General features: G+C 68.3%; 16 protein-coding genes and 1 tRNA gene. 8 read left to right on the forward strand and 9 right to left on the reverse strand.

Annotated elements, in window-relative coordinates:
• Nucleotides 1–41 precede the first annotated feature (41 nt).
• Nucleotides 42–599, forward strand: a complete 558-nt coding sequence (locus tag ACTJKK_RS10270) for a peptidylprolyl isomerase (protein ID WP_247633396.1) — start codon at nucleotides 42–44, stop codon at nucleotides 597–599.
• A gap of 21 nt (nucleotides 600–620) precedes the next feature.
• Entirely contained in the window at nucleotides 621–1526 is a 906-nt protein-coding gene (locus ACTJKK_RS10275) for a rhomboid family intramembrane serine protease (RefSeq protein ID WP_440747908.1), read from the forward strand.
• Nucleotides 1527–1709: 183 nt separating this feature from the next.
• Here the strand turns inward: ACTJKK_RS10275 and ACTJKK_RS10280 are convergent, their stop codons facing one another.
• Complete coding sequence (locus ACTJKK_RS10280; protein WP_247624028.1) at nucleotides 1710–1949, reverse strand: cell division protein CrgA; 240 nt, start codon at nucleotides 1947–1949, stop codon at nucleotides 1710–1712.
• A 102-nt stretch (nucleotides 1950–2051) separates the two neighbouring features.
• Here ACTJKK_RS10280 and ACTJKK_RS10285 point away from each other — a divergent pair, with 102 nt between their 5' ends.
• Genes ACTJKK_RS10285 through ACTJKK_RS10295 form a run of 3 tightly spaced genes read left to right on the forward strand, consistent with a single transcriptional unit; the run spans nucleotide 2052 to nucleotide 3644 of the window.
• A complete protein-coding gene (locus ACTJKK_RS10285) occupies nucleotides 2052–2846 on the forward strand; it encodes a class E sortase (protein WP_440747909.1) in 795 nt (264 codons plus the stop codon).
• A gap of 16 nt (nucleotides 2847–2862) precedes the next feature.
• Nucleotides 2863–3018, forward strand: coding sequence for a hypothetical protein (locus tag ACTJKK_RS10290; protein ID WP_247633394.1), 156 nt, complete (start codon nucleotides 2863–2865; stop codon nucleotides 3016–3018).
• Nucleotides 3015–3644 (forward strand): anthranilate synthase component II, encoded by a 630-nt coding sequence (locus tag ACTJKK_RS10295; RefSeq protein ID WP_440747910.1) that lies wholly within the window; start codon nucleotides 3015–3017, stop codon nucleotides 3642–3644. Before ACTJKK_RS10290 ends, ACTJKK_RS10295 begins: the two co-directional genes overlap by 4 nt.
• A 35-nt stretch (nucleotides 3645–3679) precedes the next feature.
• Here the strand turns inward: ACTJKK_RS10295 and pknB are convergent, their stop codons facing one another.
• Genes pknB through ACTJKK_RS10330 form a run of 7 tightly spaced genes read right to left on the reverse strand, consistent with a single transcriptional unit; the run spans nucleotide 3680 to nucleotide 12597 of the window.
• Nucleotides 3680–5374 carry a Stk1 family PASTA domain-containing Ser/Thr kinase gene (pknB, locus tag ACTJKK_RS10300; RefSeq protein WP_440747911.1) on the reverse strand — a complete coding sequence of 565 codons (1695 nt, stop codon included), beginning with the start codon at nucleotides 5372–5374 and terminating at the stop codon, nucleotides 3680–3682.
• 54 nt (nucleotides 5375–5428) lie between these two features.
• Nucleotides 5429–7207: a protein kinase domain-containing protein gene (locus ACTJKK_RS10305; RefSeq protein WP_440747912.1), complete on the reverse strand. Its 1779-nt coding sequence runs from the start codon at nucleotides 7205–7207 to the stop codon at nucleotides 5429–5431.
• Nucleotides 7204–8658: a penicillin-binding transpeptidase domain-containing protein gene (locus ACTJKK_RS10310; RefSeq protein WP_247633391.1), complete on the reverse strand. Its 1455-nt coding sequence runs from the start codon at nucleotides 8656–8658 to the stop codon at nucleotides 7204–7206. The genes ACTJKK_RS10305 and ACTJKK_RS10310 overlap by 4 nt, the downstream gene beginning before the upstream one ends.
• Entirely contained in the window at nucleotides 8655–10040 is a 1386-nt protein-coding gene (locus ACTJKK_RS10315) for an FtsW/RodA/SpoVE family cell cycle protein (protein WP_247624022.1), read from the reverse strand. Before ACTJKK_RS10315 ends, ACTJKK_RS10310 begins: the two co-directional genes overlap by 4 nt.
• Entirely contained in the window at nucleotides 10037–11344 is a 1308-nt protein-coding gene (locus ACTJKK_RS10320; protein ID WP_247633389.1) for a PP2C family protein-serine/threonine phosphatase, read from the reverse strand. The genes ACTJKK_RS10315 and ACTJKK_RS10320 overlap by 4 nt, the downstream gene beginning before the upstream one ends.
• Nucleotides 11345–11351: 7 nt before the next feature.
• Nucleotides 11352–11888: an FHA domain-containing protein FhaB/FipA gene (locus tag ACTJKK_RS10325; RefSeq protein ID WP_247624020.1), complete on the reverse strand. Its 537-nt coding sequence runs from the start codon at nucleotides 11886–11888 to the stop codon at nucleotides 11352–11354.
• Entirely contained in the window at nucleotides 11881–12597 is a 717-nt protein-coding gene (locus ACTJKK_RS10330; RefSeq protein ID WP_247624019.1) for an FhaA domain-containing protein, read from the reverse strand. Before ACTJKK_RS10330 ends, ACTJKK_RS10325 begins: the two co-directional genes overlap by 8 nt.
• A gap of 178 nt (nucleotides 12598–12775) precedes the next feature.
• Here ACTJKK_RS10330 and ACTJKK_RS10335 point away from each other — a divergent pair.
• A tRNA-Leu gene (locus ACTJKK_RS10335) sits at nucleotides 12776–12858 on the forward strand.
• Between the two features lie 105 nt (nucleotides 12859–12963).
• Nucleotides 12964–13836, forward strand: coding sequence for an MmyB family transcriptional regulator (locus ACTJKK_RS10340; RefSeq protein WP_440747913.1), 873 nt, complete (start codon nucleotides 12964–12966; stop codon nucleotides 13834–13836).
• Here the strand turns inward: ACTJKK_RS10340 and ACTJKK_RS10345 are convergent.
• The gene (locus tag ACTJKK_RS10345; RefSeq protein ID WP_440747914.1) at nucleotides 13811–14275 is read right to left on the reverse strand and encodes an MmyB family transcriptional regulator; all 465 of its coding nucleotides are present in this window, start codon (nucleotides 14273–14275) and stop codon (nucleotides 13811–13813) included. The genes ACTJKK_RS10340 and ACTJKK_RS10345 overlap by 26 nt on opposite strands.
• Nucleotides 14276–14595: 320 nt before the next feature.
• On the opposite strand from ACTJKK_RS10345, the gene ACTJKK_RS10350 reads away from it, so the two are divergent.
• The gene (locus ACTJKK_RS10350; protein ID WP_440747915.1) at nucleotides 14596–20268 is read left to right on the forward strand and encodes an LPXTG cell wall anchor domain-containing protein; all 5673 of its coding nucleotides are present in this window, start codon (nucleotides 14596–14598) and stop codon (nucleotides 20266–20268) included.
• Nucleotides 20269–20309: the final 41 nt, after the last annotated feature.

Below are 20309 nucleotides of genomic sequence, written 5' to 3' on the forward strand. Positions count from 1 at the left end.
GAACCCGGCGAACACACCGGAAGCTCTGCGAGAATAGAGGTATGCCTCACGCTTCCCATGTCGCAACCCTGCACACCAACCACGGTGACATCGTCATCAACCTCTTCGGCGACCAGGCCCCGAAGACGGTAAAGAACTTCGTCGGCCTCGCCGACGGCACCCAGGAGTGGACGCACCCCGCGACCGGTAAGCCGGGCGAGGGTCCCCTCTACAAGGACGTCATCTTCCACCGCATCATCCCGAACTTCATGATCCAGGGCGGCGACCCGCTCGGTCAGGGCGTCGGCGGTCCCGGCTACAACTTCAACGACGAGATCAACGCCGAGCTCAACTTCGACCAGCCGTACATCCTCGCGATGGCGAACGCCGGCCTGCGCCGCAACGCCATCACGGGCGAGGTCGAGGGCACGAACGGCTCGCAGTTCTTCATCACCACCGACCCGACCCCGTGGCTCAAGGGCAAGCACACGATCTTCGGCGAGGTCGCCGATGACGCCTCGAAGGCCGTCGTCGACAAGATCGGCTCGGTTCCCACCGCTGCCGGCGACCGCCCGATCGAGCCCGTCGTGCTCCAGTCGATCGACATCGTCGCGGCCTGACGACAGCGATCGCCGATCCGGATGACGACGCCTGAGTTCGCGAGCAATCGCGACAACTTCTGTTACCGGCATCCGGATCGGCAGAGCTTCGTGCTCTGCCAGCGCTGCCTGCGCACGATCTGCGGCGAATGCCAGACGCCCGCCGCGGTCGGGGTGATCTGCCCCGAGTGCATGAAGGCCGAGCGCAAGAACCGCACCCCCGCACAGAAGCGCGCCGAGCGCCGCTGGGGAAGCGGCGGCCGAGGACCGGCCATGGCGATCACCCGCAGCGGGCGCCCGGTCGTGACGTACACGCTCCTCGCGATCACGTCGTTCATCGGGCTGCTGATGCTCATCCCCGACGTCGGGGTGCAGCTCAAGAACATCCTCCAGTTCGCAACGCCGTACCTCTATCCCCAGATCTGGGGATTCCCGTTCGAACCCTGGCGCCTCCTCACCTCGGTGTTCGCGCACGGCGGCTTCATCCATCTCGCGCTGAACATGCTCGCGCTCTGGCTCATCGGTCAGAACCTCGAGGCCATGCTCGGGCGTGCCCGCTACCTCGCCCTCTATCTGATCAGCGGGCTCGGCGGGTCCGTGATGGTCGCGCTCATCGGCAATCCGATGGTTCCCGTGGTCGGCGCATCCGGAGCGCTCTTCGGCATGATGGCCGCGCTGCTCATCATCGGCCGCCACATCGGGGCGAACGTCACCGGCCTGCTCGTGATCCTCGGGATCAACTTCGTCTACGGGCTCTTCGTCGGCGGGATCTCCTGGCAGGCGCACCTCGGCGGTCTGCTCGTGGGCGCTCTCGTCTCCTTCATCTTCATCAAGACGAAGGAGCGCGCGCAGCGGAGACTGCAGATCGCGGCTCTCGTCGGGGTCGTCGTCGCCCTGCTGGTGATCGTCGCCTTCGTCCCGCCGCTCTACATCGCGAGTTGGGCTTGATGAGGGGTTGTTAACAACTCTGTTAACAGCTGTGAATAACACCCGTGTAATTCTCCCCAGGTGTGGATAGACCTGTGGATAACTCTGTGGGCGGCTTGTGAGTTCCTGGGGATACAGCCCCGCTCGGAACGGCGAAGGCCCCTCGCTGGAGCGAGGGGCCTTCGGAAATCGTGGACGCTGAGGTCAGCGCCAGCGCGTGGTCATGAGGAAACCGATCAGCGCGATGCCCAGGCCGATGCCGAGGTTCCAGTTGCCGAGACCCGGGATCGGGAACTGCTGGCCCGAGATGTAGAACACGAGGATCCACGCGAGGCCCAGCAGCATGAAGCCGATCATCACCGGCTTGAACCACACGGCGTTGGGAGCGGCGTCGCCTTCGGCGCGCTCGACAGCGGGTTCTTCGGTCTTTCGGTCTCGTGCCATTCCAGCATTGTACCGAAATCGAGTGATGATCCCGAGTGCGGATGCCCAGGCGCTCCTCGACGATCGCGGCGCTCCCACAGCGTGACGGGATAAGATCACGCCATGACTGCATCCGTCGTGCCTGGGGGGCGACGCGCGCGACGGTCCCGTCGACGTTCGCGCGCCACGTTCGCGAGCGTTCTCGGGGAGCTCCTGCTCACCGCCGGCGTACTCGTTCTGCTGTTCGTCGCGTGGCAGATGTGGATCGGCGACATCATCATCGCCGCCCAGAAGAACGAAGAGGGCGCGGCCGTCTCGGCCGAGTGGGCCGCAGGTCCCGCGCCCGAGCTTCCGCCACTCGTCGAGGGCGATGACGGGTCGACGTACTACGAGCCGGTGATCCCCGCCGCACCCGCCGACACCGAGCAGCTCGGTCAGATGCACATCCCGCGCTTCGGTGCCGACTACAACTACGGCATCTACGGCGGCACGACGCGTGCCCGCACGCTCGACAACCTCGGCATCGGCGTCTACACCAACTCGAAGATGCCCGGCGAGGTCGGCAACTTCGCGATGGCCGGGCACCGCACGACCTGGGGCAAGCCGTTCAACCAGCTCGACAAGCTCCAGATCAACGACGCGATCGTCGTCGAGACGAAGGACGGTTGGTTCACCTACCGCTTCCGCACCCTCGAGTACGTCAAGCCGACGCAGACCGACGTGCTCGCCGACGTGCCGCAGATGCCCGAGGTCGCGACCGGTGAGCGCTACATCACCCTCACCGCGTGCTCTCCCCTGTACTCGCTGGCCGAGCGCATCGTCGCCTACGGGGTGTTCGAGAGCTTCCAGCCCCGTGCCGAGGGTCCGCCCCCGGCACTGACCGACCCGCCGCCGCCCCCGGCCGCACCGTCCATCTAGAGGCGCGAGGAGAAACATGTACGCCGCAATCTGGCGCCTGCTGCCCGGCCCCTGGTGGATCCGCCTGCTCATCGTGCTCGTCGTCGTCGCCGCGATCCTCTACGGGCTCTTCTGGTACGTCTTCCCGTGGATCAGCCCCATCATCAACCCCGGCGAGGTCGACCTCGAATGATCCGGGTGCTCGTGGTCGACAACCACGACAGCTTCGTGCACACCCTGGTCGGCTACCTCCACGAGCTCGGCGCCGAGACCTCGATGATCGAGGCGGACGCCGTCGACGCCGCCGAACTCGACGCGCTCCTTCCGGAGTTCGACGCCCTGCTCCTCTCCCCCGGCCCCGGCACCCCGGCGGACGCCGGAGTGTCGGTGGATGCCGTACGACTCGCGGCCGAACGGCGGATGCCGCTGCTCGGCGTCTGCCTCGGGCACCAGGCCATCGGCGAGGCCTTCGGCGCTCCGGTGACCGCTGCGCCCGAGCTCATGCACGGCATGGTGTCGGCGGTCGTGCACGACGGGTCGGCGCTGTTCGACGGCATCCGCTCCCCCTTCGACGTCGGGCGGTATCACTCGCTCGGGGTCGCGGCATCCGATCTGCCCGAGGCACTGCGCGTGACCTCGCACACGGCGTCGGGCACCGTCATGGGCATCGCGCACCGCGACCTGCCGATCGTCGGCGTGCAGTTCCACCCCGAGAGCGTGCTCACCGAGAGCGGCTATCGCCTGCTGGCGAACTGGCTCGCCCTCGCCGGTGACACGGATGCCGTGGCGCGGTCGGCGGGCCTCCACCCCCTGGTGTGACTCCCGGAGTCAGCCAGCGGGGTCAGCAGGCGGAGTCAGCCGGCGGGGGCGGTCGAGCAGAAGCGCAGCTCGACCGTCGAGCCGACCGGCACGTCACCGGGCGCTGCCGACATCGAGATCACCGTGTTCGGCGCGACACCCGCGGCGCACTGCCCCTGGTCGATCGGACTCGCGATGAGCTTGAGACCCTCGAGCTCGGCCGTCGCGGCTTCGATCGTGAAGCCGCTGAGGTTGCGCAGCGTGACCTTGCCGCTCGCGACGACGAGGTTGACCACGGTTCCGGGAGCGACCTCGGCGTCGGCGGGCTGGCTCGACTCGATGACCGTGTCGCCCGCGATCTCGGGTTCGTTCCTCTGGATCACCGTGCCGAGTTCGAGTCCGGCATCCGTCAGCGCCTGGCGGGCGGCATCGAGCGCCATTCCCTCGATGGCCGGGACGGTGACCGTCTCCTGACCCGTCGAGACGTAGATGGTGACGAGGTCGCCCTTCGCGACCGCGACACCGGCCTGCGGATCGGTGCGCGTGACGTTGCCCTCGGCGATGTCGGAGCTCGTCTCGAGCACCAGTTTCGCCTCGAGATCGAGTTCGGCGAGATCGGCCTGGGCGCGGTCGGAGGCGACGTCGACCAGGTCGGGCACCACGCGAGCGGTCTGCGGCACCTCGGGGGGACGCATCGTGACCACCCAGAACAGCACCGAGGCGATGAGCACGGCGAGGAGGGCCACACCGGCCCAGATCCACGCCACGGGCGGGCCGGACTGCGTGCGCGCCATCGTCGTGTCGGTGCTGAGCTGGCGCAGCGATCGAGCCGTCTCCTGCGCCTGGCGCGGGTTGGCACCGTAGAGCTCGCTCGTCAGTGCGCCCAGTTGCTTGCGCGTCGGAGCCTCGCCCGCGACCGCGGCGTCGAGAGCCGAGCGGAAGTGCGCGGCATCCGGGTATCGCTGGTACGGGTCCTTGGCGAGAGCGCGCAGCACGATCGGATCGAGCGCACCCGGGGAGTCCTCGTTGAGCTCGGTCGGCGGCACCGGGGTCTCGCTGACGTGCTGGTAGGCGACCGCCACGGGCGATTCGCCGCGGAAGGGCTGACGACCGGTGAGCAGCTCGTAGAGCACCACGCCGGTGGAGTAGAGGTCGGCGCGGGCGTCGACGGGCTCGCCCTTGGCCTGCTCGGGTGAGAAGTACGCGGCCGTGCCGATGATTTGCGTGGTCTCGGCGACCGTCGACGAGGAGTCGGAAACGGCACGGGCGATGCCGAAGTCCATCACCTTGACCTTGCCGTCGGGCGTGACCATGACGTTGCCCGGCTTGATGTCGCGGTGCACGACGCCGGCACGGTGCGAGTAGTTCAGCGCCTCGAGGATGCCGTCGACGTAGCGGATCGTGTCGTCGATGGGCACGGGGCCGGCCGCGATGATGTCTTTGAGCAGCGTGCCCTTGACGAGCTCCATCACGATGTAGGGCGGGTCGTCGGACGAGGCATCCGCCGCCGAGTCGCCCGCGTCGAAGACGCGCACGATCGAGGGGTGCGACATGCGCGACGCCGCCTGCGCCTCGAGCCGGAACCGGGTGCGGAACGCGGTGTCGCGCGCCAGGTCGGGGTCGAGGATCTTGATCGCGACCTCGCGCCCGAGGGTCAGGTCGTACCCGCGGTAGACCTTCGCCATGCCGCCGTGGCCGATGAGCTCGTCGACGCGGTACCTACCCGCGAGAACGCGTGGCTCTGTGGACACGGATGACCCCCCTGGGACAACTGGACGTGATGTGTGGTGGAGTAAAGGCTACCCTCAGTTGCCTGAGTTCCCGCCGGTCCCGCCGTCTCCGCCGTCGTCGCCGTTGCCCGGGTCGACGGCCGCTCCCTGGATGGCGGTCGACTGTCCCTGGGGGGAGACACCGGACTCGCGATCGCCGCAGAAGGCCTTGTAGGTGCCGGTCACGACCTGCCCGGCCGTGCCGGTGTTGATCGAGATCGCCGCACCCGATTCACCGGGTCCGAAGCTCTTCGTGGTCACGGCCGGCTGGCCGGGAGCGGCGAAGGATGCGTTCGTGATGGTGACCTCGTACGACGAGAGGGTTCCCGTGCCGTTCGGGCAGGAGAAAGCCGTCCAGTTGATCGTCGCCCCGCCGCCCTCGACGAAAGTGCCCGAGAACGTCGGCGCGTTGGTCGGAGCTCCGACCTCGGCCTGGTTCGCGTAGAGAATCAGGGTGATCTCGGAGCCGACGTCGATCGAACCGCGCGGGTCGACGCGCTCCACGGCACCCTGGAGGTCGGCGGACGGGGCGACGGTCGTGCCATCGGCGCATCGGGGTACCAGGCCAGCGTCGCGCGCGACCTGCATGGCCGCGTCACACGTCATGCCCGGCAACTGCAGGGCATCGACGTCGACCGGTTCCGGCTCGGGTGCTTCGGTCGGAGTGGGAGTCGACGACGGAGTGGGGGTGCGCGAGGTCGACGCGCTCGGCGTCGGGTCGGCGTCGCTGTCGCCCTGGTTCATGAGCGCGAAGACGGTTCCGCCGAGCACGATCACCAGCAGGGCGATCAGAGCGACCAGCGGCCACGTCCACGGGCTGCGCTTCTTCTTCTTGCCGTCGGTCGCCTCGTCGTCGCCGGCTCCGGTGGGGAGCTGCGCCGTGGTCGGCAGCACGCGGGTCGCCCCGTCGTCGCCGCTCGCGGTGAGGATGCGCGTCGCGTCGTCGGCGACGCCGCCCGTCGCGATGGCGGGCACGGCGATCGCCGCGGAGTTCAGGTCGCCGCGGCGCAGTGCCTGGGCGGCGCGTGCGACGGTGGCCGACGACGATGGACGGTCGCTCGGCTTCTTCGCGATCATCGCCATGACGAGGTTCTGCACGGGGATCGGCACGGTCGGCGGCAGCGGCGGCGGCTGCTCGTTGATCTGCGCCATCGCGATCGCGACCTGCGACTCGCCCGTGAAGGGGCGCTTGCCTGCGAGGCATTCGTAAGCCACGATGCCGAGCGAGTAGGTGTCGGTCGCGGGGGAGGCCGGATGACCCGACGCCTGCTCGGGCGACAGGTACTGCACGGTTCCCATGACCTGACCGGTGGCCGTGAGCGGCACCTGGTCGGCGATGCGCGCGATGCCGAAGTCGGTGATCTTGACGCGGCCGTCGGGCGTGATCAGCAGGTTTCCCGGCTTGATGTCGCGGTGCACGAGACCGGCCGCGTGCGCGGCCTGCAGAGCGGATGCCGTCTGGGCGACGATGTCGAGAGTCTTGTCGGCGCTCAGCGCGCCGTCGCGCTCGAGCACGGTCGACAGCGCCTCGCCGGGCACGAGCTCCATGACGAGATAGGCGCTGCCGTTCTCCTCGCCGTAGTCGAACACGCTCGCGATGCCCTCATGGTTGACGAGTGCGGCGTGACGGGCCTCGGCGCGGAAGCGCTCGAGGAACCCGGGGTCACCCATGTACTCGTCCTTGAGGATCTTGATCGCGACGGTACGTCCGATGACGTGATCCGTCGCCTCCCAGACCTCGCCCATGCCACCGATCGCGATACGCGACTGCAGCTCGTAACGACCACCGAACGACACACCCTGCGTCGGTCTCATCTGCCCAGCACCGCCTCTATGACCTTCTTCGCAATCGGAGCGGCGATCGTGTCGCCGGATCCGGATTGACCCTGTCCTCCGCCGTCTTCGACGACGACTGCCACCGCCACAGCGGGGTCGTCCGCCGGCGCGAAGCCGGTGAACCACAACGTGTGCGGCTTGTTTCCGTTCTCAGCGGTGCCGGTCTTACCGGCCACGTCGATCCCGTCTATTCTTGCACCCTGCGCAGCGCCCGTTGAGACGCTCGCGACCATGGCATCCGTCACCTCGTCGGCGATGTCGGGCTCGAGCGCACGGCCGAACTCGGTGTCGTCGTAGGAACGCACGACCGAGAGGTCGTTGCCGATCACCTGGTCGACCATCCGCGGGTTCATCACGAGCCCGTCGTTCGCGATTCCGGCCGAGATCATCGCGACCTGCAACGGCGTCGCCGTGACCTGTCCCTGTCCGAATCCGGAGAGAGCGGTCTGCGCGTCGTCGAGCGCGCGCGGGTAGCTCGAGGCGGTCGACTCGAGCGGGGTCTCGAAGCTCTGGTTGTAGCCGAACTTCTCCGCCATCTCACGGATCGCGTCGTCTCCGAGCTTCACCGCGAGCTCGGCCATGGGGATGTTGCAGCTCAGGCGGATCGCCTCGGCGATCGTGACGGTCTCGCCACCGCCGCAGGTGCCTCCCCATGCGTTCGAGACGCGGTTGCTCGATCCGGGAAGCGTGTACGACGCGGGGTTCGGGAGCGTGGAGTCGGGCGTGAAGTCGCCGCTCGCGTAGGCCGCGGCCGCTACGACGAGCTTGAACGTCGAGCCCGGCGGGTTGAGGTCGCCGGCGATCGCGCGGTTGGAGAGCGGCTTGAGCGGATCCTGCACCAGCTGGTCGTATGTCGCGTTCGCGGCATCCGCATCGTGCGTGGCGAGCAGGTTTGTGTCGAAACCGGGCGTCGAGACCATCGCCAGGATGCGGCCCGTGCTGGGTTCGATCGCGACGACCGCGCCCTGCAGCCCGCCGAGCGCATCGTAGGCAGCCTTCTGGGCCGCGGCATCGAGCGAGAGCTCGACGCTGAAGCCGGTCTGCGGCTGCCCGGAGAGGATGCGCTCGATCTCGGAGAAGAACGCGCTCGATCCGGTTCCCGAGAGATCGGCGTTCATCGCCTGCTCGATGCCGGTGCGGGAATCGAGGGCGGCGTTGAAGTATCCGGTGACGGGCGCCCACATGCCGGCGTCGGCATACACGCGCTGGAACTGGTAGCGATCGTCGGACGGCACGGAGGTGGCGACGTTCGTGCCGTCGATGATGATCGAGCCGCGCTGGATCTCGTAGCTGTCGAGGCGCGTGCGCTGGTTGTTGTCGTTCTGGGCCAGCGCATCGGCGTCGACGACCTGGATCCAGCTGGTGGCGGCGAACAGCGCGATGAACATGAAGAGCATCACGATGCTCAGGCGACGCAACTCACGGGTCATCCGATCACCACCCTCGGTTGGCGGCGTACGCCGTCGGAGATGCGCAGCAGCAGTGCCACGATGAGCCAGTTGGCGACGAGCGACGAACCGCCCGCGGCGAGGAACGGCGTGGTCAGACCCGTCAGCGGGATGAGGCGGGTGACACCGCCGACCATGATGAAGACCTGGAGCGCGATCGTGAACGAGAACCCGATCGCGAGCAGCTTGCCGAAGTCGTCCTGACCGGCGAGACCGATGCGCACCCCGCGGCTCACGAACACCATGTACAGGCAGAGGATCGCGAACAGGCCGATCAGGCCGATCTCCTCACCGAGGCTGGTGATGATGTAGTCGCTGTGGGCCAGGGGAGTGACCCAGGGGCGGCCCTGTCCCCAACCGGTTCCGAGCATCCCGCCGTGCGCGAGACCGAAGAGCCCCTGCATGGGCTGGTAGCCGGCACGTTCGGGGTCGACCTGGTTCGGGTCGAACAGGAACAGCCAGTTGATGAAGCGCCCGCGCACGTAGCTGAGGATCTGGGTCGCGAGCGCGACGCCCGCGGCCACGAGCCCGAGGCCGATGACGACCCAGCTGGTCTTGCCGGTGGCGACGTACAGCATCGCCACGAACATGCCGAAGATCAGGGTTCCGGTACCGAGATCGCGCTGCAGCACGATGATGCCGAGCGAGATCAGCCACACCACCAGCACCGGACCGAGCTCGCGCATGCGCGGCCAGGTCATGCCGAGGAAGCGCGTGCCGACCGAGGTGAGGCTCTCGCGCGTGCGCACGAGGTAGCCCGCGAAGAAGATCGCGAGGCAGATCTTCGCGATCTCACCCGGCTGGAAGGCGAACGCCCCGCCGAGCGACACCCACACGGCCGCATTCGCGTCGGGGATGCGCAGGCCGGGCACGAACGGCAGCAGCAGGAACACGATGCCCGCGAAGCCGAAGATGTACGTGTAGCGGAAGAGAACGCGGTAGTTGCGCAGCAGGATCACCGCGGCGATCGCGCCCGCCAACGAGATGCCGGTCCAGGCGAGCTGCTTCGTCGAATAGGCATCCCACCCGGTGAACGACTTGGCGATGTCGATCCGGTAGATCATCGCGATGCCGAGCCCCGTGAGCAGGGTCGCGATCGGGACGACGAAGGGATCGGCATCCGACGCCACGACCCGCAGCACGATGTGCAGGGCGAACGCGAGCACGGCCAGGCCGCCGCCGATCGCGAGGATGACGGGGTCGACGGTGCCGAGGGCGCCGAGCTGCACGAGAGTGAGCGCGGAGCCCGCGATCAGCACGGCGAACAGGAGCAGCCAGAACTCACGGTTGCGCTGCTTCTGCGGGGTGCGGATGCGCTTGAGCGCCTTGAGGACCGCGGTGTCGGCGGAGACGTCGGTGCTCATCCGTCACCTCCGTCCTCGGCGGGAGTCTCGGAAGGAGTCGGCGTCGGTGTGGGGAGCGGGGTCGGCAGCGCGTTGGCATCGGCACCCGCCCGTAGACGGTCGACGATGGCCATGGCATCCGACAGCGAGCGGGCCGTGATCGTGCGCTCGACCGACGCGCGCTGGTACTCCGGCAGGTTCGCGAGCAGGATGTCGGTGTCTTCGACAGGCGTCGACAGGGTGATCGGGCCGATGTTCTGCTGCACGCCCTGGAAGATCACCACGCTGTCGTCGTCGGCGCCGATGAAGTAGCGGGTCTGCGTCCAGCTGTAGGCCGCGAACGCCGCGAAGCCGAGCATCGCGAGCACCAGGAGCATCGCGGCGATCCAGCCGACCCGGCGACGGGTCGCGCGCCGACGATCCTCCTCGATGAGCTCTTCGAGGTACTCGGCGGCCGGTTCGAAGTGGGTGGGATCGTTGGCCGCCTGGCGCACCGGGTGCAGCCAGTTGCCGCGCGGGGCGCGCACGGGCGGCACGATGATGCCCGAGGGGTTCGAGGCCGCGCCGACGATCGTGGGCGTTCCGGAGGAGAGCGGATGCTGTCCGCCGACGTCGACGATCACGATCGTGACGTTGTCGGGGGCGCCGCCGTCGAGGGCCTGCTTGAGGAGGTTGTCGGCCGTGCGCCCCGGCGCGAGGCCCAGGCGCATCGCCTTGAGGATGCGGTTCTCGTCGACGACCCCCGAGAGGCCGTCGGAGCAGAGCAGCCAGCGATCGCCCGGCTGCGTCGGCATGACGAACATGTCGAGCTCGGGGTCGGAGTCCATGTCGCTGAGTACGCGCATGAGCACCGAGCGACGCGGGTGGTAGCGCGCCTCCTCGGGCGTGATGCGGCCCGAGTCGACGAGCCGCTGCACGAAGGTGTGGTCGGCCGTGATCTGCGTCAGGGCGTCGTCGCGGTACAGGTAGATGCGCGAGTCGCCGATGTGGCCGATGACCGCGTACTCGTCGACCATGATGATCGCGCTGACCGTGGTGCCCAGGCCCGCGAGTTCGGGGCGGTCCTTCGCGGCACGAATGAGATCGCCCGCCGCGGTCGTCGCCGCCGCCTGCAGCGATGCCTGTGCGTCGTCGGTCGAGGCGTACGCCTGATCGAGCGGTTCGAGGCGCTGGATCGCGAGGCTCGATGCGACGTCTCCGCCGGCGTGACCGCCCATGCCGTCGGCGACGACGAACAGGTTGGCTCCGGAGTAGCCGGAGTCCTGGTTGTTGGAGCGGATCTTGCCCGTATGGGAGATCGCGGCGCTCGAGCCCTCGAAGACCATGCCGGCGTCAGGCTCGCAGCTCGAAGGTCGTGGCGCCCACCTTGATGGGGGTGCCGAGCGACAGCGAGACGGGGGAGTTGCCGACGCGCTGGCCCGCGACGAACGTGCCGTTGGTGGAGTCGAGGTCCTGCACCGCCCACGCGTCGCCGCGGAGGATCAGGCGGGCGTGGTGACTGGACGTGTAGTCGTCACGGATCACGAGCGCGGACTCGCTCGAGCGGCCGATCGTGAGGGTGTCGTTGCCGAGGGGGAGTTCGAGCCCCGCCTTCGGACCCGAGGTGATGACGAGGCGCTGGGCGGTCGCAACGGTCGCCGGACCCGTGGAGGGCTTGGCGGAGGCGGGCTTCGCCGAGGCCGGCTTCGCGACGGGGGCGGCCGGAGCCGCGGAGCCGGATGCCGGGGCACCCGCAGCGGCCTCGGCGGGGAGCTTGCGCACCTTCACGCCGAAGAGATCGGCGCGCAGCGAGTAGACCACGCCGAACACGAAGAACCACAGCAGCACCAGGAAACCGATGCGCAGGAGCAGGAGGACCAGTTCACTCATGGATGCCTCCGAACGCACGGGTGGCGTCGCTGACACGCGCCGGTACCGTCTGCGGCACCACGCGGAAGACGAGATCGGTGCGACCGATCGTGATCGTGGTGTCGGAGGGGAGGGCCGCTTCGCGCAGCTTCTGCCCGTTCACCTTGGTGCCGTTGGTGGAGCCGAGGTCGCGCATCATGGCGCGCTCGCCGTCCCAGAGGATCTCGGCGTGCTTACGGCTCGATCCGGCATCCGCGATGGTGATGTCGGCATCCGTGCCGCGTCCGATGACGGTGCGCGCGCGGGTGATGCGGTGCCGGCGACCGTCGACGTCGACCACGGCCTCCCAGCTCACACGGCCCTCGACCGTTCCGGAGCTGACGCGCACCGTACCCGTCGACACCTTCTCGTCGGGTTCGAGCACGATCGAGAGCGGGCCGCCGAAGCTGTAGCCCTGCGACTTCGAGTGCTTCGTGAGCAGGGCGTGCAGCTCGTCGGTCAGAGCGCCGCCGAGTCCGCGCATCCGCTCGGCGTCGTCGGCGCTGAGGCGCACGACGTAGTTGTTGGGCGCGATGATGCGGTCGCGGCTGACGACCGCCGCCTTCGTATCGGCCTCGCGCCGCAGCGCCGAAGCGATCTCCACCGGCTGGATGCCGCTGCGGAAGGTCTTCGCGAACGCGCCGTTCACGGCGCGCTCGAGACCCTTCTCAAAGCTGTCAAGTAGTCCCACTGGGCTCCTCTGGCATGCCAACTGGTAGGGACATCGTAGCCAGGTGTGCTGAAGATCCGCCCCGCGACGGGCTCGGAGTCGCGGATTTCCGGGGTTTTCTGGGGTACGGGGGGAGTTTCTCGTGGGGTCGCGACGCGTGATAGCCTTACGAGGTTGAGTTCTTCGGAACGAGACACTCGCGCGAGTGGCGGAATGGTAGACGCGCTGGCTTCAGGTGCCAGTGTCCTTGCGGGCGTGGGGGTTCGAGTCCCCCCTCGCGCACAGCGAGTTGAAAGGCCCGGTTCCTCTGTGGAACCGGGCCTTTCGCGTGCGGACGACGTGACGCCCTAGCATCGGGGGAGAGGCGCAGTCACGGGGAGGCGGGCGATGCTTCAGAATCGATCACGTTTCGGTGAGTACCTGAGGGCCCGTCGTGCGGTCGTGCAACCGGAGGATGTGGGTCTCGCCCGGGATCCGTCGCGGCGCGTGACCGGCCTCCGCCGCGAGGAGGTCGCTCGCCTCGCGGGGATCAGCGCGGAGTACTACCTGCGCCTCGAGCAGGGGCGCGCGCGGCAGCCCTCCCACCAGGTGCTCTCCTCGCTCGCCGAGGCCCTGCGCCTCGATGCGGATGCCGTCGCCTACCTGCGGCGCCTCGCCCGACACCTCGAGGACGTCTCGAAGCGCGGTCCGGTAGCGGCACCGGACACGGCGACGATGAGTTTCGTGCGTCACTCACGGAACGTGGGGGTGCTCCTCCTCGACATGAATCTCGATGTCGTGAGCATGAACTCGGTCGCTTCGGCGCTGTTCCCCGGCCTCGTCGGAGAGGGCCGGAACGTGCTCCTCGAGCTCTCCCGGAGCGCGGGGCGACCGGCGAAGCGGCGGGATCGCGTGATCGCGCACCTGCTTCCGGTGCTGCGCTTCATCAGCAATCCCCATGATGCGCGTCTCCAGGAGATCGTCGGCGCGCTGTCGGTGTCGAGCCCGGCGTTCTCGGCGTTGTGGGCCCGTCACGACGTGCGTCAACCCGGACGGTTCCCCGCCTCGGTCGTCGTGGACGCGCTCGGCACGGTCCCGCTCGAATGCCAGATGATGTTCCTGCCGACGGGCGATCACGCCATCGTGACGATCGCCGGCGCCGACGACGCGGCGGGGCGGGCGGCGATGGCCTACCTGCAGACGATCGGTGACGAACGCGCGCGCCGCACGAGCACTCCGACGGAGGCGAGCTCTTTTACGGGGGCGTCGGCTTCCACGTGAGGATGCGGACCCCGGGTTCGGTCGCCCAGGCGGACAGTACGTAGCGGTAGTGCGTCCACGAGGAGTCGGCCTCGACCGTCTGGAGCGTACCCGTCTCCCGCAGCGGTTCGGGGGCCGCCCAGAGCCGTGCGAAGACGGAGCTGCGACTCATGAGCTCACCGAGGAAAGTGATATCGGTTGCGTCGGGATCCCCGGCCGCGAGTCCTTCGCGAAGGAGCGACACGGTCTGCGCGATCGCGTCGGGAAGATCTTCGACGATGCCGTCGAGCTCGGGGTCGAGGAAGACCGTGCGAGCGATATTCTGCCCGGCGTGAAAAGAGGGCCACGCGGCTGTCGCCGCCGGGCTCGCCGCGAGGATGGTCGTGCGTCGGTCCACGGCGATCGTGATGTCGTGATGGCCACCGATGAAATCGATGAGTGCCGGAGAGGGCGGATGCACTCCTGAACGTTATCTCGCGCGCCCGGATTCATCCTGGTACTGAAAGGCCCAGTTTCGTTCGGTCGGGAAGCGCGTGCTCACCCCGGGACGTTCGGATGCCGCCGGTAAGTGTCCTCGACGGGGACAGGCCCGCGTGGCGCGGCATCCGTAGGTTGGAGGTGGTGGCCGCGATTCGGGAGGTTCGCGTCCGCTACGCCCTGCTGGTGTCCCCCACACGCATCGTGCGAAAGATATTCCGATGTTTCGCGTCACGTTCCGGGGGATGTCGTGTCTGGCTGGGCGGGAAGCGCGTTCTACGCGCGTAAACGGGGAGGAACCTCATGCTCGGTACTCGGAAGATGCGATGGGGAGGAGCGACCACGGTGGTCGCCCTCATCGCCGGAATGCTCGTCTTCGGTGGTCTGCTTCAGCCCACCGCAAGTGCGTCCGCGGCACCCGGAGGTGGATCCTTCATGCCGCTCGTCGCCGGACAGCCGGGGGTTCCGTCCGATCCCGGCGTTCTCTACGAGGAGAACTTCGAGAACAACGTCGCGGGTACTCCTGTGCTTCTCACCAATTACGTGGGTGCATCAGGCATGACCTATTCGGCGAACCAGGCGTGGCTGCAGAACTGTAACGGAGCTGTTCTTCGATACACCTCCCCTAACTCCGACCAATTCGGCCCGGCGATCAACAACTGCGAACCGACCAACTTCGTCGATGCCGATCAGTTCAGCCGCGATATCGCTTACCTGCGCTTGCGCGAGTTGTCGTGGGCGCTCGGCAGCCTGAACGGTGCGGCCAATCCGGCGCTCAACCACTCGGTGGCGGCCTACACGCACGGGGCGAACCCGGGCGCGAACCTGGTGCAGTTCCGGACGAACTCGTCGCTCTCACTGCCGAGCGCGAACGGGCGTTACGTCACGTTCAGCGTGGACTCCGCCGCCGTCAACTGCTTCGCCTCGGCGCCGCAGCACCAGTTCAGTCTGATCCGATCCGACGGATCCGAGCTGCCCGTCGGTGGAACGATCAACGCATGTCAGGACGGAACCGTCATCAATGTGCCGGCGGCAGGAGGCGGGACCGGAACCATTCCGGCCGTCGCGAAGACCTCCTCGTCGAACGGCTCGATCCTCTTCTCCGGCTCGACCCTCGGCGTCTCCCTGCGCAACGCGAATGGTTCGGGCGCCGGCAATGACGCGGCCTTCGACAACATCCGCATCCTCGACGGAACCCCGCAGCTCGACAAGTCGTTCTCGCCGACGAGCGTGCCCGTGGGCGGAGTGTCGACGTTGACGTTCACGGTGACGAACACCTCGGAGCTCGCCGCGAAGGCGGGTTGGTCGTTCACCGATTCCCTCCCGAGCGGCCTCGTCGTCGCGAACACTCCGAACGTGGGCGGAAACTGCGCCGCAACGACCACCGCAGCAGCCGGTGCGACATCGATCTCGATCGCGAACGGCACCCTGACCGCGGGGCAGGTCTCGTGCACCGTCACCGTCGACGTGACGTCGAGTACGCCGCTGCCCGATGAGCCGTCGCCCAAGACCTACACGAACTGCGCTGCGAACATCACGGCCGTCGTCGGTCTCGACCTTCCGAACTGCGCGAGCGTCGAGTTCTACTCGCAGCCCGACCTCGAGATCGCCAAGAGGTCGACCGGCACCGCGGACTCGCGTCCCGGTGACGTGATCGAGTACACCGTCGATGTGACGAACACCGGGACGCAGGACTACACCGACGTGTTCCCCGCGGTCTTGACCGACGACCTCTCCGACGTGCTCGACGACGCCACCTACAACGACGACGCGACGGTCGTCTTCTCGAACGGCACGACAGGAGCCGCGCCCGTGCTCAGCGGTACGCAGCTGACCTGGAGCGGCGCCCTCAAGGCCGGCGAGACGGCGACCTTCACGTACTCCGTGACCCTCGTCAGCGGAGGGAACGGTCACGTCGAGAACGTCGCGTGCCTGGATCAGGGGACTTCGGCCGGAGGGGGTGGTGGCGGCGGAGTTTTCGCGGTCGGCGACTGCGCCTCGACGGTGACCGATCTGCCGCGCCTGTCGATCGACAAGTCCGCCGACCGCACCGAGCTCCCCGCCGTGGGCGACCAGGTGACCTACACGGTCGTTGTGACGAACGAGGGCCCGGGTGACTACTCGGTGACGGCACCGGCGACGGTGACGGATGACCTGTCGGAGGTGCTCGACGATGCCACGTTCGATGATGCGTCGCTGGCCTCCGATGTCGGTACGGTGACGCGGGCGGGTGACACCCTGTCGTGGACCGGTCCGCTCGCGGCCGGAGCATCCGCCACCATCACCTACACCGTGACCTATACCGGTGACGGCGATAACGTGCTGCGCAACCGCGCCTGCGTTCCCGAGTCGGATGTCGCGCCGGGCTTCCTGCCGTGTGACGTGGTGCGGATCCCCGGTGCGGCGTTGCAGCAGTGGAAGACGGCTGCTCCGTCGTCGAACCCGGTCGTGGCCGGGTCGACGATCACGTACACGCTGTTCTTCGACAACGACGGTGAGGCGGGTGCGACGGTCGATGCCGTCGATGACCTCACGCACGTGCTCGATGACGCGGAGGTGACCACCGAGCCGACCTCGGCCGACGGCCTCACCGTGGTGCGTAACGGTGCCGAGATCTCGATCACGGGCACGGTCCCGGCGGGCGAGCGGTACACCGTCACGTATACGGTGACCGTGCTGCCGGATGACGAGCGCGGCGACAGCATCGCGTCGAACTTCCTGCTCGCTCCGGGCGAGGAGCCCCCGACCGATCCCGAGTGCGTCCCGACCGACGCCGACTTCCCGAACTGCACGACGACTCCGATCACCGGTGTCGCGTACACGAAGGCGGTCGCGGCATCCGAGACGCCCGTCGTCGAGGGCACCGAGCTGACCTACACGATCACCGTGCGCAACACCGGTGCGGCCGTGGTCGACGTCGTCCGCGACGACGACCTCACGGATGTTCTCGACGACGCCGATCTCACCACCGCCCCGGCATCCGACACCTCCTCGGTGACCCTCGACGGGCCGACCGACGGCATCCTCGCGATCCGCGGCGACCTCGCCGTCGGCGCGACCGCGACGATCACCTACACGGTGACCGTGAAGGCCCAGTCCGAGCGCGGTGACAGCACCGCGAACAACTTCCTGGTGCCGCCCGGAACGACGCCGCCGGCGGAGTGCGACCCGGCCGACGGGCAGTGCACGTCCACCCCGATCCAGGGCTACACGGTCTCGAAGACGGCGGATACCGCGGTGGCGAACCCGGGCAGCGTCGTCACCTACACGGTGACCGTCGCCAACACGGGAACGGTCGACTTCACCGACGCCGACCCTGTCGCCTTCACCGACGACCTCACCGAGGTGCTCGATGACGCCGTGTACAACGGCGACGTGACCGCGGGCGGCTCCGTGACCGGCAACACGCTCACGTGGGCGGGTCCGCTCGCCGTGGGAGCCACCGTCACGATCACCTACTCGGTGACCGTCAACGACCCCGTCACGGGCGACCAGGTGCTCACGAACACCGTGGTGCCGACCGTGCCCGGCGGCGAGTGCGACCCCGAGGCCGAGTGCATCGTCGAGACGCCGATCGCCTCGTTCACCGTGGCGAAGGCCGCAGATGTCGCGACCGCCCTCCCCGGCGACGTCGTGACCTACACGGTGACGGTGACCAACACCGGCACCGCCGACTACACCGCGGATGCTCCCGCATCCTTCACCGATGACCTGACCGCCGTGCTCGACGACGCGACCTACAACGGCGACGTGTCGACCGGCGGCGCGGTGACAGGCAACACCCTGACCTGGTCGGGCGCGCTCGCGGTCGACCAGACCGTCGAGGTGACGTACTCCGTCACCGTCAACGACCCGATCACGGGAGACAAGGACCTGCTCAACACGGTCATCCCGACCGCTCCCGGCGGCACCTGCACGGCGGACGGCGAGTGCGCGACCAGCACCCCCGTCGGCTCGTACACGGTCGCGAAGGAGGCGAGCGCCGAGAGCGTGCTGCCCGGCGGCACCATCACCTACACGGTGACGGTGACCAACACCAGTGAGGTCGACTACACCGACGCACGGCCTGCGACCTTCACCGATGACCTCTCGGGGGTGCTCGACGACGCCGTCTACAACGACGACGTCTCGGCGGGCGGTTCGGTCACCGGACCGACGCTCACCTGGTCGGGTGCCCTGCCGGCCGGCGAGTCGGTGACGGTCACCTACTCGGTGACGGTCGACAGCCCGGTCACCGGCGACTTCGTGCTGCGGAACGCGGTGACCCCGACCGGTCCCGGCGGGTCGTGCGCCGAGGTCTGCGAGACCGAGACCCCGATCAGCGCGCTGCGCGTGGTGAAGAGCACCGAGTCGACCGAGGTGCTCCCCGGCGGCGTGGTCGAGTACACGATCGCGATCACCAACACCGGTCAGGTCGACTACACGGATGCCGCACCGGCATCCTTCACCGACGACCTCTCGGGCGTGCTCGACGACGCGGCTTACAACGGCGACGCCACGAGCTCGACGGGCGCGGGAGCGGCCTACGCCGCACCAGTGCTGAGCTGGTCGGGACCGCTCGCCATCGGCGACACCGTGACGGTGACGTACTCGGTGACCGTCAACGACCCGGCCACGGGCGACGACCGTCTCGAGAACACCGTCGTGACGCCCCCGGGCGTCGGCGGCAACTGCGAGCCCGGATCGACCGATCCCGCCTGTGTCGCGAACGTGCCCAGCGGCTCGTACACGGTCGAGAAGACCGCCGACCCGACGACCGCCCTGCCCGGAGACGTCGTCACCTACACGGTGACGGTGACCAACACCGGCGAGGTCGCGTACACCGATGAGGATCCGGCATCCTTCTCCGACGACCTGTCGCGCGTGCTCGACGACGCCGCCTACAACGGCGACGTGTCGCCGGGCGGCGCGGTCAGCGGAACGACGCTGACGTGGTCGGGTGCGCTCGCCGTGGGCGAGTCGCTCCAGGTGACGTACTCGGTCACCGTCGACGACCCGGTGGAGGGTGACTTCACCCTGCGCAACGTCGTGGCGCCGACCTCGCCCGGTGGCGAGTGCGTCGAGGGGGCCTGCATCATCGACACACCCATCGCGGCGTACACGGTGAACAAGACGTCGGATGCCGCGGACACGGTGCTCGGCGGCGTCGTCACCTACTCGGTGACGGTGACGAACATCGGTCAGGTCGACTACACGGACGCCGTCCCCGCGACGTTCACCGACGACCTGTCGGGCGTGCTCGACGACGCCACCTACAACGGCGACGCCTCGAACGGCGCGACGGTCACCGGGAACACCCTGGACTGGAGCGGCGCAGTGCCCATCGGCGAGACGGTGACGGTCACCTACTCGGTCACGGTCAACCAGCCGGGCACGGGCGATCGCCGACTGGTGAACACCGTGCTGCCCACCGGCCCCGGCGGTTCCTGCACGGAGGCCGGCGACTGCGAGACCGACACCCCGATCGCGAGCTACCGCGTGATCAAGACGGTGTCGACCGAGCAGGCGACGATCGGCGACCGCGTCACGTTCACGATCACGGTGAGCAACACCGGCCAGGTGCCGTATACCGCTGAGCGGCCGGCATCCTTCACCGATGACCTCACCTCGGCACTGCAGGTGGCGACGTACAACGGCGACGCGACCGGCGGAGCGGTGTACTCGGAGCCGGTTCTGAGCTGGGCGGGTGACCTGGACGTCGGTGACGTGCGGGCCATCACCTACTCGGTGACGGTGACGAAGGTCGGCGAGATCCGCAACGTGGTCGTCACCCCGGACGGCAGCGGAGCGAACTGCTCGGTCGGGTCGGAGGACCCGGACTGCGTGACGCTCACGCGGATCGTTCCGCCGCTCGCCATCACCGGTGGGGAGATGTGGTGGGCCGGGGGCATCGCCGGTGCGACCTTCCTCGCACTCGGGCTGTGGCTCACGGTGCGACGTCGCCGCGATACGGTCGGCACGACGGCCGACATCTGATGCACGGTTCCCGGCGGCCCACTGCGGCCGTCGGGAACCAG

The organism is Microbacterium sp. 22179 (assembly GCF_052045715.1).
Classification (GTDB): domain Bacteria; phylum Actinomycetota; class Actinomycetes; order Actinomycetales; family Microbacteriaceae; genus Microbacterium; species Microbacterium galbinum.